General features: G+C 69.3%; 22 protein-coding genes. 7 read left to right on the top strand and 15 right to left on the bottom strand.

The annotated features are described in order from the left end of the window. Window positions 1–211: 211 nt before the first annotated feature. Entirely contained in the window at window positions 212–1,285 is a 1,074-nt protein-coding gene (locus MELE44368_RS06105) for an alanine and proline-rich secreted protein Apa (protein ID WP_128107684.1), read from the top strand. Window positions 1,286–1,320: 35 nt separating this feature from the next. On the opposite strand, the gene MELE44368_RS06100 is transcribed toward MELE44368_RS06105, so the two are convergent. Continuing rightward, window positions 1,321–1,566 (bottom strand): CDGP domain-containing protein, encoded by a 246-nt coding sequence (locus MELE44368_RS06100; protein ID WP_046754462.1) that lies wholly within the window; start codon window positions 1,564–1,566, stop codon window positions 1,321–1,323. A gap of 170 nt (window positions 1,567–1,736) precedes the next feature. On the opposite strand from MELE44368_RS06100, the gene MELE44368_RS06095 reads away from it, so the two are divergent. Then, window positions 1,737–2,813 carry a zinc-binding alcohol dehydrogenase family protein gene (locus MELE44368_RS06095; RefSeq protein WP_409366105.1) on the top strand — a complete coding sequence of 359 codons (1,077 nt, stop codon included), beginning with the start codon at window positions 1,737–1,739 and terminating at the stop codon, window positions 2,811–2,813. Here MELE44368_RS06095 and MELE44368_RS06090 read toward each other — a convergent pair. Next, a complete protein-coding gene (locus tag MELE44368_RS06090; protein WP_241566499.1) occupies window positions 2,810–3,277 on the bottom strand; it encodes a hypothetical protein in 468 nt (155 codons plus the stop codon). The two genes, MELE44368_RS06095 and MELE44368_RS06090, sit on opposite strands and share 4 nt — an antisense overlap. 108 nt (window positions 3,278–3,385) lie before the next feature. Here MELE44368_RS06090 and MELE44368_RS06085 point away from each other — a divergent pair, with 108 nt between their 5' ends. After that, window positions 3,386–3,973, top strand: coding sequence for a CGNR zinc finger domain-containing protein (locus MELE44368_RS06085; protein ID WP_128107683.1), 588 nt, complete (start codon window positions 3,386–3,388; stop codon window positions 3,971–3,973). An 8-nt stretch (window positions 3,974–3,981) separates the two neighbouring features. On the opposite strand, the gene MELE44368_RS06080 is transcribed toward MELE44368_RS06085, so the two are convergent. Both MELE44368_RS06080 and MELE44368_RS06075 read right to left on the bottom strand, forming a co-directional pair. After that, window positions 3,982–4,746 carry a CPBP family intramembrane glutamic endopeptidase gene (locus MELE44368_RS06080; RefSeq protein WP_164890034.1) on the bottom strand — a complete coding sequence of 255 codons (765 nt, stop codon included), beginning with the start codon at window positions 4,744–4,746 and terminating at the stop codon, window positions 3,982–3,984. Window positions 4,747–4,757: 11 nt separating this feature from the next. After that, a complete protein-coding gene (locus MELE44368_RS06075; protein ID WP_128107682.1) occupies window positions 4,758–7,175 on the bottom strand; it encodes a phosphoketolase family protein in 2,418 nt (805 codons plus the stop codon). Window positions 7,176–7,265: 90 nt separating this feature from the next. Between MELE44368_RS06075 and MELE44368_RS06070 the strand changes: the two genes are divergently transcribed. Both MELE44368_RS06070 and MELE44368_RS06065 read left to right on the top strand, forming a co-directional pair. Continuing rightward, window positions 7,266–9,578: a CaiB/BaiF CoA-transferase family protein gene (locus MELE44368_RS06070; protein ID WP_128107681.1), complete on the top strand. Its 2,313-nt coding sequence runs from the start codon at window positions 7,266–7,268 to the stop codon at window positions 9,576–9,578. Further along, on the top strand, window positions 9,578–11,047 hold the full coding sequence (locus tag MELE44368_RS06065) for an acetyl-CoA acetyltransferase (RefSeq protein ID WP_128107680.1): 1,470 nt from the start codon (window positions 9,578–9,580) through the stop codon (window positions 11,045–11,047). The genes MELE44368_RS06070 and MELE44368_RS06065 overlap by 1 nt, the downstream gene beginning before the upstream one ends. A gap of 4 nt (window positions 11,048–11,051) precedes the next feature. On the opposite strand, the gene MELE44368_RS06060 is transcribed toward MELE44368_RS06065, so the two are convergent. The 10 genes from MELE44368_RS06060 to MELE44368_RS06015 all read right to left on the bottom strand — a co-directional run bounded on the left by MELE44368_RS06060 (window position 11,052) and on the right by MELE44368_RS06015 (window position 22,791). Continuing rightward, on the bottom strand, window positions 11,052–11,633 hold the full coding sequence (locus MELE44368_RS06060; RefSeq protein ID WP_241566498.1) for a hypothetical protein: 582 nt from the start codon (window positions 11,631–11,633) through the stop codon (window positions 11,052–11,054). 41 nt (window positions 11,634–11,674) lie between these two features. Continuing rightward, entirely contained in the window at window positions 11,675–12,880 is a 1,206-nt protein-coding gene (locus MELE44368_RS06055) for an NAD(P)/FAD-dependent oxidoreductase (RefSeq protein WP_128107679.1), read from the bottom strand. Window positions 12,881–12,891: 11 nt separating this feature from the next. Beyond that, window positions 12,892–13,656: a DUF72 domain-containing protein gene (locus tag MELE44368_RS06050; RefSeq protein ID WP_128107678.1), complete on the bottom strand. Its 765-nt coding sequence runs from the start codon at window positions 13,654–13,656 to the stop codon at window positions 12,892–12,894. Then, window positions 13,653–14,300, bottom strand: a complete 648-nt coding sequence (locus tag MELE44368_RS06045; protein WP_128107677.1) for an HhH-GDP family DNA glycosylase — start codon at window positions 14,298–14,300, stop codon at window positions 13,653–13,655. Before MELE44368_RS06045 ends, MELE44368_RS06050 begins: the two co-directional genes overlap by 4 nt. Before the next feature lie 53 nt (window positions 14,301–14,353). After that, window positions 14,354–16,687, bottom strand: a complete 2,334-nt coding sequence (lon, locus tag MELE44368_RS06040) for an endopeptidase La (RefSeq protein ID WP_128107676.1) — start codon at window positions 16,685–16,687, stop codon at window positions 14,354–14,356. 177 nt (window positions 16,688–16,864) lie between these two features. Beyond that, entirely contained in the window at window positions 16,865–17,869 is a 1,005-nt protein-coding gene (locus tag MELE44368_RS06035; protein WP_128107675.1) for an esterase family protein, read from the bottom strand. A gap of 203 nt (window positions 17,870–18,072) precedes the next feature. Next, window positions 18,073–19,317, bottom strand: coding sequence for an alpha-hydroxy acid oxidase (locus tag MELE44368_RS06030; RefSeq protein ID WP_128107674.1), 1,245 nt, complete (start codon window positions 19,315–19,317; stop codon window positions 18,073–18,075). Window positions 19,318–19,328: 11 nt separating this feature from the next. Continuing rightward, window positions 19,329–20,606 (bottom strand): alpha-amylase family glycosyl hydrolase, encoded by a 1,278-nt coding sequence (locus MELE44368_RS06025; RefSeq protein WP_128107673.1) that lies wholly within the window; start codon window positions 20,604–20,606, stop codon window positions 19,329–19,331. Between the two features lie 26 nt (window positions 20,607–20,632). Further along, a complete protein-coding gene (locus MELE44368_RS06020) occupies window positions 20,633–21,109 on the bottom strand; it encodes a nucleoside deaminase (RefSeq protein WP_128107672.1) in 477 nt (158 codons plus the stop codon). 11 nt (window positions 21,110–21,120) lie between these two features. Beyond that, the gene (locus MELE44368_RS06015; RefSeq protein ID WP_128107671.1) at window positions 21,121–22,791 is read right to left on the bottom strand and encodes a tetratricopeptide repeat protein; all 1,671 of its coding nucleotides are present in this window, start codon (window positions 22,789–22,791) and stop codon (window positions 21,121–21,123) included. A 76-nt stretch (window positions 22,792–22,867) separates the two neighbouring features. Here MELE44368_RS06015 and MELE44368_RS06010 point away from each other — a divergent pair, with 76 nt between their 5' ends. Beyond that, entirely contained in the window at window positions 22,868–23,497 is a 630-nt protein-coding gene (locus MELE44368_RS06010; protein ID WP_128107670.1) for a PaaI family thioesterase, read from the top strand. Here MELE44368_RS06010 and MELE44368_RS06005 read toward each other — a convergent pair. Beyond that, window positions 23,466–25,454 carry an FUSC family protein gene (locus MELE44368_RS06005; protein ID WP_128107669.1) on the bottom strand — a complete coding sequence of 663 codons (1,989 nt, stop codon included), beginning with the start codon at window positions 25,452–25,454 and terminating at the stop codon, window positions 23,466–23,468. The genes MELE44368_RS06010 and MELE44368_RS06005 overlap by 32 nt on opposite strands. 269 nt (window positions 25,455–25,723) lie before the next feature. On the opposite strand from MELE44368_RS06005, the gene MELE44368_RS06000 reads away from it, so the two are divergent. Continuing rightward, window positions 25,724–26,563 (top strand): SH3-like domain-containing protein, encoded by an 840-nt coding sequence (locus MELE44368_RS06000; protein ID WP_128107668.1) that lies wholly within the window; start codon window positions 25,724–25,726, stop codon window positions 26,561–26,563. Window positions 26,564–26,569 lie beyond the last annotated feature (6 nt).

The raw sequence follows: 26,569 nt of genomic DNA, 5'->3' as shown, positions 1-26,569 counted from the left end.
CGCCACGAAATTCCGGGTGGAACGGCCCAGCCAACGGGCAGCCGGCGTCGTGGCCGACGCACCCCGTGCGACGCGCGGGGGTCTTTTGCTGCCAGCAATCGGCCTTGGGTGGTGCTCCCAGTGACTCTTGCGCTTTCAGCAAGCACAAAATTAAGCACAATAAGAGCAACTCACACTTGCGTCACGCCGGTAACACGGTAACTTCTTTCACATGGATCAGCCGGACGCGTTAATTCAACACCGTAGGGGCATCTCGAGGTCGCTCGCGACCGCCGTGTTGACCGGTGCCACCGCGGTCGCCCTCGCGCTGCCGTCGGTGGCGTATGCGCAACCTGGACCCACGCCGCCGCCTCCGCCGCCGCCGAACGGCGATACGGTCGTGGAGGCGCCACCACCGCCGGCTCCGGGCGCACCGCTGCCGCCGGCCGATCCGAATGCGCCGCCGCCCCCGCCGGGCGTCGCTCCCGGTCCGCCGCCGCCTCCGGGCGCACCGTTGCCGCCGGCCGATCCGAATGCGCCGGCCCCGCCCGCCGATCCCAACGCGCCGGCCCCGCCGCCGGCAGATCCCGGACGCGTCGAAAACGCCGCGGGCGGTTTGAGCTTCGTCGTGCCGGCCGGCTGGCAGGTGTCGGACTCGACCCAGCTGTCCTACGGGCAGGCGTTGTTGACCAAGATCACCCCCGAAGGCGCCGAACCGCCGAACGACACCAGCATCCTGCTCGGGCGCCTGGACCTGAAGCTGTTCGCCGGCGCCGAGACCGACAACACCAAGGCCGCGCAGCGCCTGGCCTCGGACATGGGTGAGTTCTTCATGCCGTTCCCGGGCACCCGCATCAACCAGGAGACCGTGGAGCTCGACGCCGACGGCATGCCGGGCGTCGCCTCGTACTACGAGGTGAAGTTCACCGACACCAACAAGCCCAACGGCCAGATCTGGGCGGGTGTGGTCGGCGAGGCCACCGAGCCGGGCACACCGCGCGGCCAGCGCACCCCCGAGCGGTGGTTCGTCGTCTGGCTGGGCACGGCCAACAACCCGGTGCCCAAGGAGGAGGCCGTCACGTTGGCCAACTCGATCCGGCCGTACACCCCGCCGGTGCCCGCGCTGCCCGCGGACCCGAACGCCCCGCTGCCGCCGCCGGATCCGAACGCGCCGCCGGCCCCGCCTGCCGATCCCAACGCGCCGCCGCCACCGCCGGCCGACCCGAACGCGGCGCCGCGGCCCGGTGTCGGCCAGCCGGTTCCGGTGGCGCCTGAGAACGCGCCGGGGATGCTGCCGCCCCCCTGAGCCCGGTCAGCGACTAGCAGCGCGCCGGCAACCGCTCAAGGACCGATCCACGGCGGCTGGGCGGTGGCGACATTGGCGATGTAGCAGTTGTTGCCGCCCCAGCCCAAGGCGCCCGCCGCCTGGCACCGTTCGAAGCTGCCGTCGGGCGCGATCGGCCCGTCGCAGATCTCGCCGCCGCCCCACGGCGTCCAACCACCCTGACAACCGGCGTTGGCCGGGGCGGCGAAGGCGATGCCGCCCGCCGCGAGCGCGCCGATCGCCAGCGCAACCAAACCTTTCATCGGTCACCCTCCCTTCGCGCTGGTACCGGCGTCGCACCGGCACCACCTACCTCGGCCGCCCAGTCGGCCCTCGTTACCACCAGGCTACGTGTTCGTTGTGACATCGAGATCCGACGGGCGGCTGACTGTGAGGGGTGGTGCGGCACAACGCATTGCGCGACCATGGGGTGATGAGCACCACCTCGACGATGACCGCGTGGCGGGTCAGGGCACCCGGCCCCATCGACACCGCCCCGTTGGAGCGTGTGACGGCCCAGACACCCCGACCCGGGGCCGGCGAGCTGCTGATCGCGGTGCGCGCGTGCGGTGTCTGCCGCACGGACCTTCACGTCGCCGAAGGGGACCTGCCGGTGCATCGGCCCGGGGTGATTCCCGGTCACGAGGTTGTCGGCGAGGTCGTCGAGGTCGGCCCCGACACCGGCGACGAGTTCGCCGTCGGCGACCGTGTCGGCGTCGCGTGGCTTCGGCACACCTGCGGGCGGTGCCCGTACTGCCGGCGCGGCGCCGAGAACCTCTGCCCCGAATCGCGCTACACCGGATGGGACGCCGACGGCGGCTATGCCGAATTCACCACGGTGCCTGCCGCTTACGCACATCACCTGCCGTCGGGATACACCGACGCCGAGTTGGCGCCGCTGCTGTGCGCCGGCATCATCGGCTACCGCGCGCTGTCGCGGGCCGACCTGCCCGCCGCGGGGCGGCTGGGGATCTACGGGTTCGGCGGCAGCGCCCACATCACCGCGCAGGTGGCGCTGGCGCAGGGCGCCAAGGTGCACGTGATGACCCGGGGGGAGAAGGCGAGGGAACTGGCGCTGGCCCTTGGCGCGGCGTCCGCGCAGGGCGCCGCCGAGAAGGCGAGGGAACTGGCGCTGGCCCTTGGCGCGGCGTCCGCGCAGGGCGCCCCCGACCCCCCGCCGGTGCCACTCGACTCGGCGATCCTGTTCGCCCCTGTCGGTGAGCTGGTGTTGCCCGCACTCGAGGCGCTGGACCGGGGCGGCACGCTGGCCATCGCCGGAATCCACCTGACCGACATTCCCGTGCTGAACTATCAGCGCCACCTGTTCCAGGAGCGCCAGGTGCGTTCGGTGACCTCCAACACCCGCGCCGACGCCAGGGAGTTTCTGGCGTTCGCCGGCGAGCACCGCATCGAGGTCACCTCGCCGCAGTACCCGCTCGCCCGGGCCGATGACGCGCTCAACGACCTTGCCGCGGGCCGGATTTCGGGTGCGGCGGTGTTGATGGTCTAGAGCTCGGCAAGCGCGGCGCCGAGCCGACCGGCCAGATCCCCGCGGCCGAACCGGTACATCGGTCCCGACCCGTCGGCGAGCAGCTCGCGCAGCCGAGCCATCCCACGCGCACCGACCGGTGGCCCGGAGTCCACTCGCCGCGCCACCGTTTCGATCAACGGCGCGGCGGCGGTGATGTTGGGCACGTGCATCGGTATCCGCGACGACATCAGCGGCCCGCCGGAACGCGCGTCCCGCACGGCTCTGCGTAGGGCACGGGCGACCGCGGCACGCTCGTCCGCCGACGTGAGCCGCGCGTAGTGCACCGCGAGCGCGCTGCCGTCCTGCGCAGGCACCCCCACCGCGATCAGCCGGTCGAACTTGGCGGCCCGCAGTCTTGCCGTCAGCCGCGCAGCCAGCGACGGGCGATCGGAGGCGTGAGCGTCTGCGGTGGTCGCCGGCGCTGAAGTCCAGTTGTCGATCATGCCTACCCCGATTCCGCCATCCCGCTCAGGATGACTATCAAAAACGCTATACCGGTCACCATGACTAGTCAACGGGTTTTACTAGTCACTAACCCGTACAGTGGAGGCATGACCGCACCACGGATCCACTGGCTGGGCGATCACGAGAGCAAACCGGCGCCCGCGCCCCTGTGCCGGATCCAGTCGCTGGTCAACACCTTCGAGCTGCCGTCCGGACCGGACCGGCTCGCCGCCCCTGCCGATGCGCGGCCCTGGTTGATCGACAACAGTCTGCTCGGAGTGGACGACGAGCCGACCGCCGCCGACCTGGAGCTGCTCCGCGATGTGCGGGAGGCGTTTCGGGCCCAGCTGGTGCACAACGCCGGCGGCCCGCCGCCCAGCGCCGCCGCGTTGGCGCCGCTGCGCGCCGTCGCGGCCCGCGCGACGGCGCACGCCCGGGTCGGCGACGACGGAAAGATCCTGTTGAGTGTGTCCGGGGACTCCCTGCCGGACCGGCTTCTCGAGCTGCTGCTGATCGCTCGCGACGCCCAGCGCGACGGCACCTGGCCGCTGCTCAAGGCGTGTGGCAACGACGAGTGCCTGTGGGCGTTCTACGACAGATCACGCAACCACGGCGGAACCTGGTGCAGCATGGCGACGTGCGGCAACAAGCTCAAGAACCGGCAGTTTCGCGCGCGTCGACGCGCGTCGCGCTGAGCCGCGGATCAGATCGACAGGTGCCACACCAGGGCGGCGGCCAACGCGCCGAGCCCGTTGAGTGACCAGTGAAGCGCGATCGGGGCGATCAGGCTGCCGCTGCGGCGGCGCAGCCAGGTGAACACGAACCCGGCGACGGCGGTGGCCACCACGGCGAGCACGACGCCCGCCAGCGTGCCCAGCCATCCGCCGCCGAACAGCTGGGTGAAGCCGACGTTGCTGCTGGTCAGACCCAGCGACGTCGCGATGTGCCAGAGCCCGAACAGCAGCGACCCGGCGGCGGCCACCCCGCGAAATCCCCAGGCCCGGTCCAGCGCGCCCTGCAGCACCCCGCGAAACGCCAGCTCCTCGGGGATCACGGTCTGCAGCGGGATGATGATCATGGAGGCGATCAGCGCCCCGGAGATCGTCGCGTAGTTGTTGTTCATGAACAGCGGCCGGGTCCACGGCAGCAGGGCGCCGATCGCGATCACCGACACCACCACCGCGACCGCCGCCAGGGCGTAGCCCGTGCCCGACCGCCAGTGCGCGCGGCTCAACCCGAGCTCGGCCCAGCCCAGGCCGCGGGAGCGCACGAGGAGCAGCAGGCCGACCGCGGCGGCGGGAACGACGGCGATGCTGGCCCACGGCGTGGTGAAGTGTGCGATCAGGTTCGTCAGCGCCAGCACCACGATGACGACGCCGATGTCGACGTAGGTGCGGAAGCGGTGCAGGGCCGACAACTGCTCGATCAGCGGGTGCGGCGGGTTCGCTGGCACTGCTTGCTCGGACACAACCGTCAATCCTAGCGGGGGATCTCGCCGCGGGCGTCCTGGGACAGCGACGGTCCCTGGTAGGCGGGGTCCCATGTCCAGTCGGAGACCGCCGGGTCGTCCTCGCCGTGGTCGCGGGTATACCGACGGGCGGCCTGCCGCGCGTCGACCATCCGTTGCCGCAGCACCGCCGCGCGACCGGCCAGCCCGGGCACCCGGTCGATGACGTCGATGACGAGGTGAAAGCGGTCCAGGTCGTTGAGCATCACCATGTCGAACGGGGTGGTGGTGGTGCCGCGCTCCTTGTAGCCGCGCACGTGCAGGTGCGCGTGGCCGGTCCTGCGGTAGGTCAGCCGGTGAATCAGCCACGGATAGCCGTGGTAGGCGAAGATCACCGGCTTGTCGGTGGTGAACAGCGCGTCGAACTCGTGGTCGGAGAGCCCGTGGGGGTGCTCGGCGTCGGGTTGCAGCCGCATGATGTCGACGACGTTGATCACCCGCACGCCGAGTTCGGGCAGTTCGCGGCGCAGGATGTCGGCGGCGGCCACGGTTTCCAGTGTCGGAATGTCGCCGGCGCAGGCCAACACGACGTCGGGCTCACCGGTGGTGCTGCTGGCCCAGTCCCAGATCCCGAGCCCGCGGGTGCAGTGCGCGATCGCCTCGTCCATCGTCAGGTACGTCAGCCCGGGCTGCTTGCCCGCGACGATCACGTTGACGTAGTGGCGGCTGCGCAGGCAGTGGTCGGCGACCGAGAGCAACGTGTTGGCGTCCGGCGGCAGATACACCCGCACGACCTCGGGGCGCTTGTTGGCGACGTGGTCGATGAAGCCGGGATCCTGGTGTGACGCGCCGTTGTGATCCTGTCGCCAAACATGGGATGTCAGAAGGTAATTCAACGAGGCGATCGGCCGGCGCCAGCTCAGGCTCCTGCTGCTGAACAGCCATTTGGCGTGCTGGTTCAGCATCGAGTCGACGATGTGGACGAACGCCTCGTAACAGCTGAACAGCCCGTGCCTGCCGGTCAGCAGGTAACCCTCGAGCCAGCCCTGACACAGGTGCTCGGAGAGCACTTCCATCACCCGCCCGTCCGGGGCGAGGTCTTCGTCGTCGGGGGTGATCTCGGCCAGCCACGCCTTGGCGGTCGCCTCGTAGACCGCCGACAGCCGGTTGGAGGCGGTTTCGTCAGGGCCCATCAACCGGAACCTGTCGGGGTTGCGCGCGATCACGTCCCGCAGAAACGTGCCGAGCACCCAGGTGGCCTCTGCGGTTTCGCTCGCCGGTTCGCCCACCGTCACGGCGTAGTCGCTGAACGGCGGCAGGTCCAGATCCCGCAGCAGCAGCCCGCCGTTGGCGTGCGGGTTGTCGCTCATCCGGCGCTGCCCGGTCGGCGCGAGGGCCCGCAGCTCCGGGCGCAACGCCCCGTGCTCGTCGAACAGCTCGTCCGGACGATAACTGCGCAGCCACGCTTCCAGCTCGGCCATGTGCTCGGCGTTGGTCCGCGTCTCTGACAGCGGCACCTGGTGGGAGCGCCAGGTGCCCTCGACCTTCTTGCCGTCCACCTTTTTGGGTCCGGTCCAGCCCTTCGGCGTGCGCAACACCACCATCGGCCACAGCGGACGGCCCGTTTCGCCGTCGAGTCGGGCAGCCCGCTGGATCGCGGCGATCTGGTCGAATGCCTCGTCGAACGCGGTGGCCAGCTGTTGATGCACGTCGACCGGGTCGTCCCCGGCGACCGTGATCGGCTGGTATCCGTAGCCGAACAGCAGCGACTCCAGCTCCTCCTGCGGTATGCGCGCCAACACCGTCGGGTTGGCGATCTTGTAGGAGTTGAGGTGCAGGATCGGCAGCACGGCACCGTCGGTGACCGGGTTGAGGAACTTGTTGGAATGCCAACTGGCGGCCAGCGGGCCTGTTTCGGCTTCGCCATCGCCGACCACACACGCCACCACCAGGTCAGGGTTGTCGAACGCCGCCCCGTAGGCATGCACCAGCGCGTATCCCAGCTCGCCGCCCTCGTGGATCGACCCGGGCGTCTCGGCTGCGACGTGACTGGGTATTCCGCCGGGAAAAGAGAACTGGCGAAACAGTTTTCGCAACCCGTCGGCGTCTTCGGTGATCGTCGTGTAGACCTCGGTGTAGGTGCCTTCGAGGTAGGCGTTGGCGACCAGTCCCGGCCCGCCGTGGCCGGGGCCCGTGACGTAGATGACCGACTGATCGCGGTCGCGGATGACGCGGTTGAGATGGGCGTAGATCAGGTTGAGCCCGGGCGTGGTGCCCCAGTGGCCGAGCAGCCGCGGCTTGATGTGCTCGGCGGCGAGCGGCTCGCGCAGCAGCGGATTGTCCAGCAGGTAGATCTGTCCCACCGAGAGGTAGTTGGCTGCGCGCCAGTAGGCGTCGATCAGCGCCAGCTCGTCGTCGGCCAGGGTGGGGGAGAGCTGCTCCGCGGTCATGATGCGCGGAGGTACCCACGGTGCCTGAGAACTAACCGGATCGTCACCCATTACGCTCAGGGTCGTGCTGACACGTGTTGAGTTGCCGCGATGAGCAGGGCGCCGCTGGCGCTGTTGCGCGTGCTTGACCTGGGCGGGGCCGAATCCGACGGCGTCGGCCGGCTGCTCGCCGACCTCGGCGCCGACGTGCTGAAGATCGAACCGCCCGGCGGCAGCGAGGCACGTCGCGAGGGGCCCAGCGTGGCCGGCACCAGCGTGCGGTTCGCGCTGCAGAACGCCAACAAGCGCAGTGCCCTGCTCGATCCGTCCGACGCCGCCGACCGCGAGCGGCTGATCGAACTGGCGGGCGCCGCCGACATCGTGGTGGACAGCGGCGATTCCGGGACGGCGGCCGCGTTCGGCACGTCGTGTGCCGCGCTTTCGCAGCGCTTCGGCCATCTGGTCGCGCTGTCGGTCACCGACTTCGGCACCGGCGGGCCGCGGGCGGGATGGCAGGCGACCGACGCCGAGCTGTATGCGTTGTCGACGGCGTTGTCGCGCACCGGGCCGACCACGGGTACCCCGGTGCTGCCGCCCATCGGGATGGCGTCGGCGACGGCCGCGGCACAGGCCACCTGGGCCGCGCTGGCCGCTTACTATCGCCGATTGCGCGACGGCACAGGCGATTACATCGACTTCTCCCGCTTGGAGGGCGTTCTGCAGTCCTTGGATCCGCCGTACGGGTCGGAGGGCCAGGCCGCCGTCGGGATGAAACGGGCCAACGAGCTGTGGCGGGGTCGCCCGCGAAACCAGCAGATCTATCCGATCTTCGGCTGCCGAGACGGGTATGTGCGCATCTGCCTGCTCTCCCCGCGCCAATGGCAGGCCATGTTCGGCTGGCTCGGTGAGCCCGAACAGTTCGCCGACCCCAAATTCGCGACGATCGCCGCGCGCTACGCCGCGTCGCGAGAACTCAACCCGCTCATCGCCGACCTGTTCATGGACAAGACACGCGATGAGCTGGTGGCCGAGGGCCAGACCCGCGGAGTTCCGATCGCCGCGGTGCTCACCCCGCAAGAGACGTTGTCCTCCAGTCATTTCCGCGAGGTGGACGCGCTGACCAGCACCGAGTTGGGACCCGGCGCGGACGCCGTCGTTCCCACCGGGGCGTTCGTCGTCGACGGCGTCCGCGCCGGGCTGACCCGACCCGCACCGGCGCCCGGTGCCCACGACGCCGTCTGGAGCGACGGCACGCCGCGCGCGGAAAGCGGCGCCGACCCGGTCCACAGACCGTTCGAGGGTCTGCGCATTCTCGACCTCGGTGTCATCGTCGCCGGCGGCGAGCTGGGACGGTTGTTCGCCGATCTGGGCGCCGAGGTCATCAAGATCGAGAGCGCGGCCTATCCCGACGGGCTGCGGCAGACCCCACCCGGCATGGCGATGAGCCGTTCGTGGGCGTTGACGCACCGCAACGAATACAGCCTCGGCCTGGATCTGCGTCACCCCGACGGCGCCGACGTGTTCGCACGGCTGGTCGCCGAGTCCGACGCGGTGTTCGCCAACTTCAAACCGGGAACACTTGCCTCGCTTGGCTTTTCGTATGACCGGCTGCGCGAGCTCAACCCCGCCATCGTGCTCGCCGAGAGCAGCGCGTTCGGGGCATCGGGGCCGTGGAGCGCTCGCATGGGCTACGGCCCGCTGGTGCGGGCCACCACCGGCGTCACGTGGCTGTGGACCTCCCCGGACGCCGGCCCAGGCGAGTTCTACGACGCGACGACGGTGTTTCCCGATCACGTCTCGGCGAGAATCACCGCGATCGCGGCCCTGGCCGCGCTGGTTCAGTGCCGCACCACCGGAACCGGTGCGCACGTATATATTTCGCAGGCAGAAGCCGCGGTCAACCAGTTGGCGACGACGTACGTCACCGAGGCCGCCAGGACCGCGGGCCTACCCGTGGCCGAAGACGGCGCGGTTCACGGCGTGTATCCGTGCGCGGGCGACGACGAATGGTGTGTGGTCTCGATCCGTTCCGACGAGGACCGGGCCGCGTTGGCCGCCGTGGTCGGCGACGCCGACCTGTCCTCGTGGACCGCGGCGCGCGACAAGACCGTCGTCGCGAACACGCTGCAGCAGGCCGGGATCGCCGCGGCACCGATGAACCGGGCCGTCGACGTGCTCGACGACCCGCAGGTGCGGTTCCGAAACACCTACACCGACATGGTGCATCCGTTGTTCGACGCCCCCATGCCGACCGAGACGCGTCCGGCACCGTTCACCAACATCGCGCCCGCCGAACTGCGGCCCGCACCGATGCCGGGTGAGCACACCCGCGAGATATGCCAGAAGGTGCTCGGTTTGACGGCCGAGGACATCGACCGGCTGATCGCGCAGGACGCGCTGTTCGCATACCGAGGAAGGCCATGATGGACCCCAGAACACCCGTGCTGATCGGCTACGGCCAAGTGAACCAGCGCGACGAGGACCCCACCGTGGAGCCCGTCGACCTGATGGCCGCGGCCGCCCGCGAAGCCGGCGATCCGCGTCTGCTCGAGGCCGTTGACTCGGTACGCGTGGTCAACCTGCTGTCCTGGCGGTACCGCGACCCGGGTCTGCTTGTCGCCCAGCGCATCGGGGCGACCGGCGCCCGCACGCGATACACCGGCATCGGCGGCAACGTGCCCCAGTCGCTGGTCAACCAGGCCTGCCTGGATATCCAGAGCGGACGCGCCGACGTGGTGCTGATCACCGGCGCCGAGACCTGGCGCACCCGCTCGCGGCTGCGCGCCGCGGGCAAGAAGCCCGCGTGGACGAGCCAGGACGATTCGGTACCGGTCGCCGAGGGCGCCGACGAGCACGTGCCGATGGCCGGACCGGCGGAGATCCGGATCAACCTGGACCGGCCGGCCTACGTCTATCCGATGTTCGAACAGGCGCTGCGGATCGCCGCGGGCGAGACGCCCGAGGACCACCGGCGCCGCATCGGTGAACTGTGGGCGCAGTTCTCCGCCGTCGCGGCGCGCAACCCGCACGCGTGGAGCCGGGAGCCACGCTCGGCCGAAGCGATCTGGCAACCCGCACCCGACAACCGGATGATCAGCTGGCCCTACACCAAGCTGATGAACTCCAACAACATGGTCGATCAGGGCGCGGCGTTGATACTCGCCTCCGCGGAGAAGGCGAGGCATCTGCAGATCCCCACCGACCGCTGGGTGTATCCGTATGCGGGCACCGACGCGCACGACACCTACGCCATCGGCGAACGCGCCGAGTTCCACACCTCGCCGGCGATCCGGATCGCCGGGCGGCGCGCGCTGGCGTTGGCCGACACCGGGATCGACGACGTCGACGCGGTCGACGTGTACTCGTGCTTCCCGTCGGCGGTGCAGGTCGCCGCCAACGAGTTGGGGTTACCGCTGGGCGACCCCGACCGTCCGCTCACCGTGACCGGCGGGCTCACGTTCGCCGGGGGCCCGTGGAACAACTACGTCACCCATTCGATCGCCACCATGGCCGAGCAGCTGGTCGCCAACCCCGGCGGGCGTGGCCTGATCACCGCCAACGGCGGCTATCTCACCAAGCACAGCTTCGGTGTGTACGGCACCCAACCGCCGCCACACGAATTCCGTTGGGAGGATGTGCAATCGGAGGTCGACCGCGAGCCGATCCGCACGGCGGTCGTCGAGTGGGAAGGGGTGGGCACCGTCGAGTCGTGGACCGCGCCGTTCAACCGCGACGGGCAGCCCGAGAAGGCGTTTCTCGCGGTCCGCACGCCCGATGATGCGCGGGTGCTGGCCGTCATCACCGATGCGACCGACGCCGCCGCGACGGTCCGCGACGACATCGCCGGGGCCAAGGTGCAGGTCAATTCGGACGGCACCGCGACACTGCGGTGAGAGCCTAAGGCGCCTCGGGCGGTACCTCGGTGTAGCGCGGCACGAACTCCTGCGTCGAGAACGTGAACCCGTTGCCGCTGGCTTCGCTCATGCAGGACACCCCGGACTCCTGCACGTTGCAGCGAAACCCGGCGGCGGCCAGGATCCTGTTGAAGCCCAGAACCTTCGCCGTGTTCCCGGGATCGGTTGCGGCCAGCGAGAACTCGGGCTCGTCGAGCGCGACGAACCGAGCATCTCCCTCACGCTCGATCACCACGGCGTTGGGCGTCGCGTCCTCGCCCGATGCGTCGGGCACGGTTGTCGGCGCGCCGGTGATGCCCATGCCGGAGGCCCACCCGGTCGCCGACTGACAGCCGGCCTCCACGCGCGGCACTATCGCGCACGCCCACCGCCCGCTCGGGGTGGTGAAATAGTAGGCCGCCGTGTCCTGCGGGTGGGCGACGTAGTCGAACGCGTTCACCAGATGCTTGCTGCTCGGCGGCTGTGGCGGCGACGGTGATGTGTTCGCCCGCGTGGTCGGGCGCGGTTCGTCGGTGGTGACGATTCGTTCTCCTGAACATCCCGCACCGACGATCGTGAGCGCCACCGTAACCGAGAGGATCCGTAAACCGTTGTGCGCCAACACGCTCACTGAGCGCCGATCCGCTCCGGGTCGATGGGCTCCCGCGAGGCGATCAACGCCTTGATGTCGTCGAGGCCCTCCCAGATGTTGACGTTCATCCCGGCGACCACCCGGCTGTCCCCGTCGAACCAGAACGCCGTGAACTCGCGGGCGCCGACATCGCCGCGGTAGGCCACCCGCGCGTAATCGGGGGCGTAGCCGACGTATTCCATGCCGAGGTCGTACTGATCGGTGAAGAAGTACGGCAGGTCGGCGTACTCGGCGGGCCTCGCGAGGATCGCGTCGGCGGCGACCGCCGGTTGCTTGAGCGCGTTCGCCCAGTGTTCGACGCGGATACGCGTGCCCAGCAGCGGGTGCTCGGCGGCCGCGATGTCCCCGACGGCGTAGATGTCCGGATCGCTGGTACGCAGCGAGGAATCCACCTGCACTCCGCCGTCGGCGATCGCCAGCCCGGCGGCCTCGGCCAGCGCGATGTTGGGTGCCGCGCCGACGGCGATCAGCACTCGGTCGGCCTCGACGGTCGTGCCGTCGCTGAGCTTCAGCCCGGTGGCGGCGCCGTCCGCGACGGTGATCTTCTGGACCGTCGTCGACAACCGCAGGTCGACGTCGTGCTCACGATGCAGGTTGGCGAACACCTCGCCGAGTTCACGTCCGAGCGCCGCCTGCAGCGGAGTGTCGGCGGTCTCGACCACGGTGACCGCCGCGCCGTACTCCCGTGCGCCGGCGGCCACCTCGAGGCCGATCCATCCCGCGCCGACGATGGCCAGCGAAACACCGTCTTTCAGGGTCGATTTCAGCGCCTCCGCGTCGTCGACGGTGCGCAGGTAGTGCACACCCGCCGCGTCGGCACCCGGGATCGGCAGCGTGCGCGGACGCGATCCGGTGGCCAGTACCAGCTTGTCGTAACGCACCGATTCGCCGTCGGGCAGGGAAACGGTGTGGGCGCTGGGGTCGATGCCGGTCACTTCAGTGCCGAACTGCAGTTCGACGTGGTGATCGCGGTACCACGCCGCGGAAGCGACGGTGAAGTCGCTGAGCGTCTTCTTGCCCACCAGGAATTCCTTGGACAGCGGAGGCCGCTCGTACGGTAGGTGCTCCTCGGCGGTGAACAATGCGATGTGACCGTCAAAATCCTTGTCGCGCAGTGCTTCTGCAGTCTTGGCTGCCGCGAGGCCACCACCGACGACGACGATCCTGGACGACGTTGTCATGCCATCGCAGCTTACTCGCGGTGGACCAGCGCGGGGGAGTCGGTATCACCGGTTCGCGCGGTCAGCTGCTTGAGCACGCGCGCGTTGCGGATCGCGTGGCCGCCCAGATCGTTGTTGAAGTAGACGACCACCCGGTTGCCCGCGGCATCCCAGCCCAGGATGCTTTCGGCCCAGCGCCGCAGCTCGTCGTCGGGATAGGACCCGGCATACATGGCGCTCTGGTCGGGGCCGTGCATCCGCACGTAGACCAGCTCGCTTGTCACCCGTGGCACACAGCGCAGGCCCGCGCCGCTCATCACCACGTATGAGGCGCGATGCCGTTCCAGCAGGGTGTATACCGCGGGGTCGTCCCAGGAGGGGTGACGCAACTCCATCGCCACCGGAATCCGGTCGGGCATGAGCCGCAGGAAGTTGTCGAGCAGCGCGTCGTCGCGCTCCAGCTGCGGGTGAGCCTGCACCAGCAGGGCCTCGCTGCGGTCGGCCAACTCCGTCCAGCACCGCTCGAACCGCTCGATCCACGGCTCGGGGTCGCGCAGCCTGCGGTAGTGGGTCAGCCCGCGGTGGGCCTTGACCGACATGGTGAACCCGGGTGGCAGCCGCTCACGCCACCCGGCGAACGCGGCGTCCTTGGGCCATCGGTAGAAGCTGGCGTTGAGCTCGACGGTGTCGAACTCCTGCACATAGCGGTCCAGCCTCTTGGCCACCGGTGTACCGGGCGGATACAGCACGCCGTCCCAGTGCGGATAGGACCACCCCGAGGTGCCGATGAGAATCATTGCGACGCCGAAATCCTCTCGCGCAGTGCGTCGTCCAGAGACACCCGCACCAGCGCGGCAGCCAGCTTCGCGGTCGACCGCGGCGCCAGCTCGGCCAGGGCGCCGGGCTTGGCGGGCAGGCCCAGGTCGCGCGCGGCGTCCAGGGCACGCTTGTCGAAGTAGGGCCGAACCCACGTCCAGACGTCCTGCACCTCGCGCAGGAAGATGTCGGCTCCGGTGTCGCCGATCCCCTTGAACTGCTTGAGCAACTCAGCCGCCGCGCGCACGTCACCGTCGGCCTCGGCGGCCAACCGCCGTAGGTCACCGCCGTATCGGTCGCGGACCATCTCGGCGATATCGGTGACCCGGGTGGCCGAGCTTTCGTCGTAGCGCACGTAGTGCGCGCGGCCGAACGCGCGGATCATGTCCTGGCGGTCGGCGTCGAGCACCGCATCGGGTTTGCGCAGCCCGGCTTCGAACAGTTCACGTGCTGCCCGCACCGCGATCGCGGCGTCGATGGGCTTGCTGGCCAGCATGCACAGCACCAGCAGTTCGAACAGCGGCATCGGCTGGTCCTTGAGCCGGATGCCCGCCTCCTCGGCGTAGGTGGTTCCGGCCTGCTCGAGCAGGCCCTGGACCAGTCGCTTGTGGTCAGAGGTGCTCACCTGCGCTGACGTACCCCCGCTACCAGGTCAGCAAACCCCGGCGGGTGCCGAGGTCAGGCCGCGGCCGTCGCGGTCCTGTCCTCGGCCGGCACCAGCGCCTGGGCGACGATCTCGGCGACGTCGGTCATCGGTTTGACCTCCAGCGACTCGAGCACGTCGGCCGGGACGTCGTCCAGGTCGGCCTCGTTGCGCTGCGGGATGAAAACCGTTGACAACCCGGCCCGTTGCGCGGCGAGCAGCTTCTGCTTGACGCCGCCGATCGGCAACACCCGACCGTTCAGGGTCACCTCACCGGTCATGCCGACGTCGGCACGCACCTGGCGTCCGGTGGCCATCGACACCAACGCGGTCACCATCGTGACACCGGCCGACGGCCCGTCCTTGGGCACCGCGCCCGCGGGCACGTGCAGGTGGATACGCCGTTCCAGCGTCTTCGGGTCGACACCCAGCTGGTCGGCGTGCGACCGCACGTAGGACAGCGCGATCTGCGCTGATTCCTTCATCACGTCGCCGAGCTGACCCGTCAGCCTCAGGTCCGGTTCCCCATCGGTGGCGTTGGCTTCGATGTAGAGCACATCGCCGCCCATGCCCGTCACCGCCAGGCCCGTGGCCACCCCAGGCACCGCCGTGCGTTCGGCCGACTCGGGCAGGAACCGCGGACGGCCCAGGTACTCAACGAGATCGGGCTCGTCGACGGTGATGCTGGTGACGTCGGCCTCGGCCAGTTTCGTCGCGACCTTGCGCATCAACTTGGCCAGCAGCCGTTCGAACTGCCGCACACCCGGCTCGCGGGTGTAGTCGGCGGCGATCTTGCGCAGCGCGGCCTCGGTCACCGTGACCTCGTCCTCGGTCAGCGCCGCCCGTTCCCGCTGCCTGGGCAGCAGGAAGTCCTTGGCGATGGCGAGCTTGTCGTCGGCCGTGTAGCCGTCGATCTCCACCAACTCCATGCGGTCCAGCAGCGCCGACGGGATGTTCTCGATCACGTTGGCGGTGGCCAGGAACACCACGTCCGACAGGTCCAGATCCAGGTCCAGGTAGTGGTCGCGGAACGTGTGGTTCTGCGCCGGGTCCAGGACCTCCAGCAGCGCCGCCGCGGGGTCACCGCGGAAGTCGGAGCCGACCTTGTCGATCTCGTCGAGCAGCACGACGGGGTTCATCGAACCCGCTTCGCCGATGGCCCGAACGATGCGCCCGGGCAGCGCCCCGACATAGGTGCGCCGGTGGCCCCGGATCTCGGCCTCGTCGCGCACCCCGCCCAGGGCGACGCGAACGAACTTGCGGCCCAACGCCCGAGCCACGCTCTCGCCCAACGAGGTCTTACCCACCCCGGGCGGGCCGGCCAGCACCATCACCGCGCCTGAACCGCGGCCGCCGACCACCTCCATGCCGCGCTGGGCGCGACGCGCCCGCACGGCCAGATACTCGACGATGCGGTCCTTGACGTCCTCCAACCCGTGGTGGTCGGCGTCGAGAATCTCGCGCGCGGCCTTCAGGTCGGTGCTGTCCTCGGTCGTGACGTTCCACGGCAGGTCCAGCACGGTGTCCAGCCAGGTGCGGATCCAGCCGCTCTCCGGGCTCTGGTCGCCGGCCCGTTCCAGCTTGCCGACCTCGCGCAGCGCGGCCTCGCGGACCTTCTCGGGCAGGTCGGCAGCCTCGATGCGGCTGCGGTAGTCATCAGAAGACCCCGTGTCGTCGTCCTCGCCGAGTTCCTTGCGGATCGCGGCGAGTTGCTGACGCAGCAGGAATTCCTTCTGCTGCTTCTCCATGCCCTCGCGAACGTCCTCGGCGATCTTGTCGGTCACCTCGACCTCGGCGAGGTGTTCCCCGGTCCACTCGATCAGCAGCTTGAGTCGCTCGGCGACCTCGGGGGTCTCCAGCAGCTGACGCTTCTGCACCCGTGTCAGATAGGAGGCGTAGCCGGCCGTGTCGGCCAGCGCCGACGGGTCGGTCAGCTGGTTGACGAAGTCGATGATCTGCCAGGCTTCCCGACGCTGCAGCATGGCCAGCAGCAGCTTCTTGTACTCGCCGGCCAGCGCGCGGATCTCGTCGGTCGGTTCGGGCTCGACGACCTCGGTCACCTCGACCCACAGCGCGGCACCCGGGCCGCTGGCCCCGGCGCCGATCTGCGCACGGCTCTTGCCGCGCACCACCGCGGCGGTGCTTCCGCTTCCGGCGACGCGGCCGACCTGCACGATCGTCGCCAGCACGCCGTAGGACGGGTAGCGGTCTTCCAGCCGCGGGGCGATCAACAGTTCGCCCGGCTCGCTGGCCTGCGCGGCGTCGACGGCGGCCTGCGCGGCGTCGTCGAGTTCGATGGGCACGACCATCGACGGCAGCACGATCGGGTCGCTCACGAACAACACCGGCACTGATTTGGCTTCAGCCATCAGATTCCTCCAAAGTTCAGTCTGATCGACTCAACCTTGACGGTCCGGCGTTTGTTCCCGCCGCGCGCGCTCGGTTGTTCGCGAGACGTACACAGGGCTGGGCACGCCGTAAAGCCCCCGCAAATGGCAGGGAGCCTGCCGTTCGGGGGTTACGGCAGGCTCCCTGTGTGGGGTGGTTTAGACGGCGCCAGAGGCTCCAAGCACCCGCTGGATGTCGGGCTTCATCTGCTCGAGCTGCTGACCCCAGTAGCCCCAGCTGTGCGTGCCCTGCGGCGGGAAGTTGAACACACCGTTGGTGCCGCCCGCGGCGATGTAGTTGTCGCGGAAGGTGATGTTGGTGCGCAACGTGAACCCTTCGAGGAACTGCGCCGCCATCAGGTTCTGCCCCGCGACGCCGGCGTCCAGGTCAGACGGGGTGCCGGTGCCGCAGTAGATCCAGATGCGGGTGTTGTTGGCCACCAACTGGCCGATGTTGACCATCGGGTCGTTGCGCTTCCACGCCGGGTCCGTTGACGGGCCCCACATGCTCTCGGCGTTGAATCCGCCCGCATCCTGCATCGCCAGCCCGATCAGCATCGGCCACCAACCCTCGGACGGGTTGAGGAACCCCGACAGCGATGCGGCGTAGATGAACTTCTGCGGGTGGTAGATCGCATACGTCAGCGCAGTGCTACCGGCCATCGAGATACCGACCACCGCGTTGCCGTTCTGCGACACACCCCGGTTCGCCTCCAGCCAGGCCGGAAGCTCCTGCGTCAGGAACGTCTCCCACTTGTAGGTGTAGTCCTGGCCGTTGCCCTGGGACGGCTGATACCAGTCGGTGTAGAAGCTGGACTGGCCCCCGACCGGCATGACCACCGACAGCCCCGACTGGTAGTACCACTCGAATGCCGGGGTGTTGATGTCCCAGCCGTTGTAGTCGTCCTGGGCACGCAGGCCGTCGAGCAGATACACGGCGTGCGGGCCGCCGCCCTGGAACTGCACCCGGATGTCGCGGTTCATCGCCGCGGAGAACACATCCAGGTACTCGACGGGCAGACCCGGCCGAGAGAACGCGTTAGCGGTCGCCGAACCCCCGACGACGCCGATCAGGCCGGGCATCGCGGCCGCCGCCACCGCGGTCACCGCCAGGCGGCGCAACAGTTTCGTCTTGGTATCTCGGTACCTCTTCAAGAACTTCATAACGGCAACCAACCCACCTTTCATCGCTTGTTTCACAAAGCAATTGCCGTCGCTTTCCTGCGCTATGAAACACGCATGGCGGCCGGGTCGACGCGCGCAACACTCGGTTGCCACATCGCGGTTGGCTAACGATTCCGACTCGGCGCGGACTCGGGCAGCGCCGTAATATCCCGTGACCTGTGGGAAAGAAGTGACTGCTGTGATTAGCCGACGGGCCGGGAGTCGCCGCGTGTGAACCGGTGCAGCTGGGTCACGTGATGCGGTCCCAGCTCGTCGAGCGACGTCACTCCGAGCAACCGCATTGTGCGACTGACCTGCGATGACAGGATCTCGACGGCACGTGCGACGCCGGCCTCGCCGCCGGCCATCAGCCCGTAGAGGTAGGCGCGTCCGACCAGGGTGAAGCGGGCGCCCAGCGCCGCCGCGGCGACGACGTCGGCGCCCGACATGATCCCGGTGTCCAGCAAAACCTCGGTGTCCTTGCCGAGCTCACGTGCGATGTGGGGGAGTAGATGGAACGGCACCGGGGCACGGTCGAGTTGGCGACCTCCGTGGTTGGACAGCACGATGCCGTCCACGCCGAGTTCGACGACGGCCCTGGCATCCTCGAGGGTCTGGATCCCCTTGACCACCAGCCGATTCGGCCACTGCTTCTTGATCCAGGCCAGGTCCTCGAACGTGACGGTCGGATCGAACATCGTGTCCAGATATTCGGCGACCGTGCCGGGCCAGCGGTCCAGCGACGCGAAGGCCAGCGGCTCGGTGCTGAGCAGGTCGAACCACCAGCGGGCCCGGGGCAGCGCGTCCAGCACCGTGCGCAGGGTCAGGGTGGGCGGGATCGACATGCCGTTGCGGCTGTCCCGAAGCCGGGCCCCGGCCACCGGAACGTCGACCGTCACCAGCAGCGTGTCGAAGCCCGCGGCCGCCGCCCGCTTCACCAGAGCCATCGACCGATCCCGGTCCTTCCACATGTACAGCTGAAACCAGTTGCGGCCGTGCGGATTGGCGGCCTTGACGTCCTCGATCGACGCGGTACCCAGCGTCGAGAGCGAGAACGGAATACCCGCCCGGGCAGCGACGCGGGCCCCGGCGATCTCGCCTTCAGTGTGCATGAGCCGGGTGAAGCCGGTCGGGGCGATGCCGAACGGCTGGGCGACGGTGTCTCCCAAGACGGTGCGGCTGGTGTCGACGGTGGCGACGTTCCGCAATATCGTCGGGTGGAACTCGATGTCACGGAACGCTTGTCGCGCCCGGGCCAGCGACAGCTCGTCTTCGGCGGCCCCGTCGGTGTAATCGAACGCGGCTTTCGGGGTGCGCCGCTTGGCGATCCGGCGCAGGTCCTCGATGGTGAACGCGGTCTGCAGGCGGCGCTCGGTGCGGTTGAGCGTGGGCCTGCGGAACTGCAGCAGCGGCGCCAGCTCACGGGGCCGGGGCACGCGCCGGTTCACCGCGACCACGTCTAGGCCCCCGGATCGATGACGAGCCAGCCGTGCGGCGCGACCTCGGTCTCGGCCACCGTGTCGGCCGGACGTGCGCCGGATCCCGCGACGATGCGCCCGCTGCCGAGTCCGAGAGCGGGCAGTGACAGCGGCATCGGCGCGTCGTCGATGTTCAGCGCGACCACCAACGCGTCTGTGCCGCCGCGGGTTTCGTAGAGGTACTGGCGGTTGGACAGCTGCAGCGCCGACGTGCGCGCCGTGCGCAGCCACGGGTGGCGCCTGTGCAGGCCGATCAGGTGCTGGTGCAGCCGCAGCACGTCGTGTTGCTGCTCGTCGGCCGACGGCGGCGCGCCGAACTCCGGACGGACCGCGTCGTCGCCGCCGAACCGCTCCTCTTTGACGCCGAGGTAGGCGAACTCGTCGCCCGCGTACACGCTGGGGGTGCCGCCGGTCGTGAACAGGACGACCAGCGCGTGCTCGAGGTGCCCGGTGTCGTTGAGCCGGCTGGCGATCCGGGTGACGTCGTGGTTTCCGACGAAGGTCATCGGCACGAAGACGTCGAGAAACTCGTTGTGGCGCAGCAGCGCCCAGTCCAGCTCGTGGAAGTTGCCGTCGACCAGGCTGCTCCAGATCGCCTTCCACAGCTCGTACTGGGTCACCGAGTCGAACCCTGCCGCGCCGACCCGCGCGGCATAGTCCCCGTGGATGACCTCCCCGACGAACCAGGCGTCGGGAAACGCGGCGCGGACCCGGGGCAGCACCGCGGCCCAGAACCGGTCGGGGACCGCGTATGCCGCGTCCAGGCGAAACCCGTCGGCGCCGCGGCCCAGCCAGTAGGCCATGACGTCGGCGGCGTAGGAGACGACCTCGGGATTGTCGTGGTCGAGTGCGATCAGGTCGCCATGCCCCTCGAAGGTGTCAAAGCCGTTGCTGCCCTTGCGGAACCATTCGGACCGCGCGAAATCGGCGGCGACGTGGTTGAACACACCGTCGAGCAGGATGCGCAGCCCGCGGCGCTTGGCCTCGGCCACCAGCGTGTCGAAGTCGTCGTCGTCACCGAGCCGGGGGTCGATGCGGTAGTGGTCGACGGTGTCGTAGCCGTGGGTGCGCGAGGCGAACACCGGTCCGAGCGCGATGCCGGACGTGCCGAGTTCGATGGCGTGGTCCAGCCATTCGACGACGCGGCGTAGCCGGTGTTCCTCCGGGCCCGGCGGCGGGTCGGCCGGATACGCGCCGACGAAGCCCAACGGATAGATCTGCCACCAGATCACGTGCTGGACCCAGGCCGGTTCCCTCATGGATGAGCGCTTGCGCGAAGACCCTGTCACAGCCGGAACTTCGCTTCGTAGAGCGCCTTCATCGTCTCGGCGAACTCCGCGGCGGGCCCTTCGACGGTCACCCGTGGAGCGACGGTGGTGATCGGCAGCGGTGCCACCGGCGGCGGTGCGTCCCACTCCTGGAGCCACCCGCTCAGTTGCGCCGAGGACGTCGCGTAGACGATGCGGCCGAGACCGACCCAGGCGTGCGCCGCCGCGCACATCGGGCAGTGCTCACCGGAGGTGTACACGGTCGTATGCGCGCGTTCGGCGGGGCTGAGGTTGTCGACGGCCCACCGCGCGATCGCGAACTCCGGATGGCGGGTGTGGTCACCGTCCTTGACCCGGTTGCGGTCCTCGAACAGGGTGCGGCCGTCGGCGTCGACCAGGATCGACCCGAACGGCTCGTCGCCGTTGTCAAGCGCCTCACGCGCCAGTTCCACGCAGCGGCTCAGGCGGGTGAGGTCGTCGTCGCGCAGGGACATCGACCCGCAGTCTACGGGGCGAAGACCTCCAGTCGGCACGCGCACGAAGCCGCGATCTGCACGTCTGCGCGCGCCAAGGCCAGCGCCGACTGGCGGCCGATGATCGTCGCCTCGCCGGTTCGGCCCAGCCGCTGCAGGCATTCGTGGTAGCCGTGCAGGCTCCACACGTTGTTGGGGTGCTGGCAGGGTCGCGGCAGCGTGTCGTCGAGTCCGAGGTCGGCGGCGTACACCCGGGCGGCCTGCTCGACGTGGCCCTGCTCGAGCAGCAGAGCGCCGTACGCGTGCCGGGTCGGCTGCATCCAGCCCCACGGCTCGTCGTAGGGGAGGGCGTCGTCGAGCGCGATCGCGGCCTCGAGACGGGTGAACGCCTCGTCGAATCTGCCCTCCCGGTAGGCGATCTCGCCGGCGAGCATCTCGGCGGCGATCGCCAGGATGTCGATCACGGTGTTGTTGAACAGGTACCGGGTGTCGGGGATGCGGGCATAGGCGCGGGCGAACGCGTCCTGCTCGGCGCGCGCCTCGGCCAGGTTGCCCCTCGCCGCGTGCGCCACCCCGCGGCCGTAGTGGATGGTCGCCGCGGTGGAGCAGTACAGATCCAGGTCCTGCGGCAGCGGGTGGGCGATCAGCTCATCCCAGCGACCAAAGCGGACCAGCGCATGGACCCCCAACGGCACGAACGCCTCGAGCCAGTCGGCCATCGGCGGCGACTCGATGCGCAGCAGTTCCGGGGTCAGCTGCGCGGCCAGTTCGTCGGCGGCGGCGAAGGCGGCGCGCGAATTGCCCTCCAGCATCGCCGAATACACGATGAAGTGCAGGTTGTGGGCGCGGTAGAGCGAGTAGAAGTTGAGCGGCCCCTCCCGTTCGACGAACCGCCGATCCACCCGCGCGGCGACCGTGTTCGCGACAACCGCGTCCCGGTAGTTTCCGCACAGCACGTCGATGTGGCTGGGCATGTGCAGCAGATGGCCCGCGTCGGGCACCAGGTCGCGCAGTAGGTCGGCGGCCGGCAACGCGTCCTGCGGGCGAGCCGACATCTCCATGGTGTGTAGGTACAGGTGCAGGATCCCGGGGTGCTCGCGTCCCGCCGTGCCGGCGAGCGCGCGCTCGAGGATCTGTTTGGCCTGCAGCACCCGCGATCCCGGGGCCGGTTCGCCGGTGCGAGTGTCCCACAGCGCCCACGCCGTCACGTTGACCAGGGCGTCGGCGGTCAGCGCCGCCACGTCGACGTCGTCGGGATGGGCTGCGCAGAGAGCGTCCATCGCGGCGGCGTAGGCCTCACCCGCGGCGCTCAGCGCCTCGAGGTCGTCGGGATCGTCGATCGAGAACCGCTTCCGCAGCGCGTCGATCAGGCCGCGTTCGACTTCTGAGGCCCGCCCACCGGTGGCCAGCTCGAGCTCGGTTCTGGCCCTGGCCAACGACGTCGCCTTGTCGACGGGGTCGAAGGCGTCCCACCCCTTGTTGTAGTTGGGCCCGACCGAGTAGGCGATGCCCCAGCGTGCGACCGCCAGGTCAGGATCGAACCGCAGCGCGCGCTCGAAACACCTGATGGCCTCTTCGTGGTTGAACGCGTAGGCCCACACCATGCCCCGGTCGAACCACACCTGTGCCTCCGGCGCGGGCGTGTCGATGCGTCGGTGATAGCGGCCCAAGTCGTAGTAGGGCTCGAGGTCGGCGACGGTCATAAGGCACGATAATTCCGCCACGCAGCGGCGGCACGCTGATTCGACAAGCTGCGCTAGAACGTGTTCTAGTGCTCCCATGGTGGAGTTCACCCACATCGGTGACGTGTCCGCGGCCGAGGTCGCGCAGATGCGCGCGGTCCATGAACCGCTCGCACAGTCCGTGCGAGAGCTTGTCGACGCGACAATCCGCACCGAGGTCGACGCCGAGACGGTGTCGGCGGTCAAGGCCCAGATCGATGCGGCGACCGCGCGGCTGCGTGCCCAGCAGAGCGACGGCCCGTTCGGTGTCCGCTACACCACCGGCGGCGACCGCATGCCGTGGGGCAACCCGGTGATCGGGATCCGCAATCCGGTCGCGCCGCCGCTGGTCGTTCACCGCGACGCCGACGGGCGGGTGCACGCCGATTTCGACATGGGTGCGGCCTACGAGGGACCGCCGGGCCACGTGCACGGCGGCATCGCGGCGCTCGTGCTCGACCATCTGCTCGGTGAGGCGGCCAGCGACGGGGTGAATCCACGCTTCACCGGCACCATTACCCTGCGCTATCTGCGCACCACCCGGCTGGGCCGGCTACACGCCGAGGCGAAGGTCACCCACAGCGAGGGCGTCAAGACTTATGCCGCAGGGCATTTGGCTGACGAAGACGGTGTCACCGTGGAGGCGCAGGGTGTGTTCATCCAACCGAAGTGGGCTCGCGAACAGTAGCGATACTCGACAGGTGGCGGGTGATCGTCGCGATCTCGGCGACCAGCACCCGGGCGGCGCCGTTGTCGGCCGGTAGCTCGGCAGCCCGATCACGGACCTGCTGGTTGGCCGCGGTGAGGGCGGCGAGGTCGACGGTCCACGGCGCGGCCGGGCTCGGTGGGGCGCCGCGCAGCGCGTCGACGTAGTCGTCGATGGCCGCGACGAATTCTGGTGTGACGTTGGTGAGCGGGCGCGGCGGGAGGCTGGTCTCCAGCGTCGCGCACGAACTGGTGACACCGTTCAGCGCCGCCCGGTACGAACGCAGCCAGCGACGCAGTTCCGGTGAATCAAGCCCGGCCGCACCGGCCGCCGCTTCGAACGAGGCGCGGGCGCGAAAGGCCTTCTGCCAGGCCGCGGACACCGCATCGGCGGGACGGTCGAGTTCGTGGACGAATGCCTTGATCACGGTCGCGGCGTAGTCGATCTCGGTTTTCAGCAGTTCGCCCGACCGTTGCCAGAGCCGGATCAGCGCGTGGTCGGGAAACGACACGTGGGCCACCACCGCCAGGCCGCCGCCGATGACCACCGAGAACAACCGGTCTTCCAGTGTCGCGCCCGAAGTCGCGGCGCCGATGTCCAGCAGGAACACCACGGCGCCGGCCAGCGCCGCGCTGGCGGCGATGTAGCCGAACCGGGTGACCGAGTAGGTGATCCCGACGAACAGTGTCGCCAACACCGCCGCGACGTATCCGGTGGGATCCACCAACAGCGTGATCGTAGACGTCAGCACGATGCCCGCCGCGATGCTGGCGATGCGTCCGACGCACCGGGTATAGGTGTGCGCGGTCTCCGGACGCAGCACCATCAGGACCGTGAGCGCTGCCCAGTAGCCGTGGTTGACGGGCGCGAAGCGGTCGGCGGCGATGCCCAGCGTGACGGCCGCCGACAACCGGACAGCGTGGCGCAGAATCGGCGATGTCAGCGTCAGGTGCCCGCGCACCGCGCCGACCGCCCTGCGCATCGGGTTGATCAGATCGGGCCGGTAGAGGTCGGGGAAGCGCAGTTCTGCGGCCTCGTGCAGCTGTTGCGAAAGACGTTGCGCGGTGGCGGCTTCGGAGCCGGTGATCATCGACACCGCGGTGTCGACGCGGACCAGCGCGTGTTCGGCGTCGCGGCGTGCGGTGTGCTTGTGGTCGGCGAGCGCGTCGAGCACCTCCGCCGCGGAGTCGAGCACACGGGTGACGTCGTCACGCTCTTTGCCCGCCGAGCCGCGAAAGCCGTGCAGCGTGGCCATGATCCGCTCCGGCAGCCGGTGACCGCCGAGATAGGCCTCCGGCCGCCGGCTGGCCTGGGTGTCCATGAATGCGTCACGCAACGACGGCGACAACGCCGCGTCAAGCGGCGCCGCCCGGTCGGCCGCGACCTGGCGTGCGTCCTCGGCCAACGACCGGTAGGCGTTCGACAACGCCTCCCGCTGAGTGCGCCACCGTTGCGGCGGCCACACCGCGATCAGCGCCGCCTGAAGGCAACCCGCGGCGATCGTCAGCGCCGTGGGCACGAGCACCGACGACACCGACGGGGCGATGGGCGGCGCCACCACGAGCAGGGCGCTGGCCGCCGCCCCGACCAGGCCCGCGTTGCCGCCCAGCGCCCACTGCAGCCCCGCGCCGAAACACCACACGGCGACCGCCACGACGAACAACACGTTGTACGCGCCCGTCAGGGTGCCGAGCAGCACAGCGCACCCCATCTGCAGCGAGACGGTGACGACCAGCGACACCCGGCCACCGGGGCTGTCCTGCAGGGCGATCGCCCCGGCGATGGCCGCGGCTCCGGCCGCCCACAGCGCCGCCGTGCCCGAATGCCACAGCAGCGCCACGGCTGCCATCGCAACCATGCCGAGCAGGCTGCGGGCAACCGCCCCGATGTCCGGCAATGTCGGCCGGAGGGCTTCGACGATCCTGCCCCCGGTGGTCACCACCCCATTCTGACCCTTTTCGACCGGTATCGGGGAAGCACACGCAGGCGGCGTGACCGGTCACGCAATCACCGCACCTGACAATAAACGATTCGGCGCAACGGGACACACCAAATAGTCTGTGGCACAGGGTATCCCGATTGAGCAGCGGGCATCGGCCGTCCTGAACCCCGCAGCCAGTCTGCAATTCGGGTGGTCTGAGCCGTCGAGCAAAGATAAAGTTCAGCTCACTTCGCCAGGCTCGACGCTTCGATCCGGAAGGAACTGTGATGAGCACAGCGGCCGAACGCGCAGCTCAACTGGATCTCGTCGCCCGGCTGAAGTCGGCGTATCCCGAGCTTCCCGACGCCCCGACACCCGATCTGCTGGACCACGGCCGCATCACCGCGTACCTCAAACCCGTCCACGACGTGGGCGGTGAGCCGGATGCGCCGATGAAGTACGAGAACAAGCAGTACGAACTGTGGGAGCACATGACCTACGTCATCTGCGAAGTGCTCGCATGGCGGGGGATCTGGCTTTCGGAGGAGCGCCGCCGCATCGGCAATGTCGACGTCGGGCGGGCCCAGTATCTGGGGTTGCCCTACTACGGCCGCTGGCTGCTGGCCGTCGCGCGGGTCCTGGTGGAAAAGCACCACATCTCGCTCGGCGAGCTGAGCGAGCGGATGGCCGAGGTCGCGGACCGCTACGCAGGCGGGCTCGACGGCCGGGCGCTGGAGGCCAGGCCGAAGTCCGAAGGGGACGGGTCACAGGTCAGACGCAACGCCCATCACAAGCACGCGGTCGGCAAGGGCGACCCTCAGGTCTATGCCGGCCAGGCGGGGGAGCCGAAGTTCAAAGTCGGCGACGCCGTGGTGGTGCGTGAACTTCCCGTCGTGTTCTACACCCGCACGCCCGAATACGTGCGCGGCGCGACGGGCGAGATCGCGACGGTGGCCTACGAAAGCCCGGCCGCCGAGGACGAGACCTGGGACCGTCCGGACGCGAAACCGGAGTGGTTCTACGTCGTGCGGTTCAACATGTCGGAGTTGTGGGACGGCTACACCGGCACCGCAGACGACGCCATCCAGACCGAGATTCCCGAACGCTGGCTGCAGTCGGCCACCTGAGCCAAA

Origin of the sequence: Mycolicibacterium elephantis DSM 44368, from assembly GCF_004014805.1 — a bacterium.
In the GTDB taxonomy this organism is placed as follows: domain Bacteria; phylum Actinomycetota; class Actinomycetes; order Mycobacteriales; family Mycobacteriaceae; genus Mycobacterium; species Mycobacterium elephantis.
This window is presented reverse-complemented; position numbering and strand designations above follow the sequence as displayed.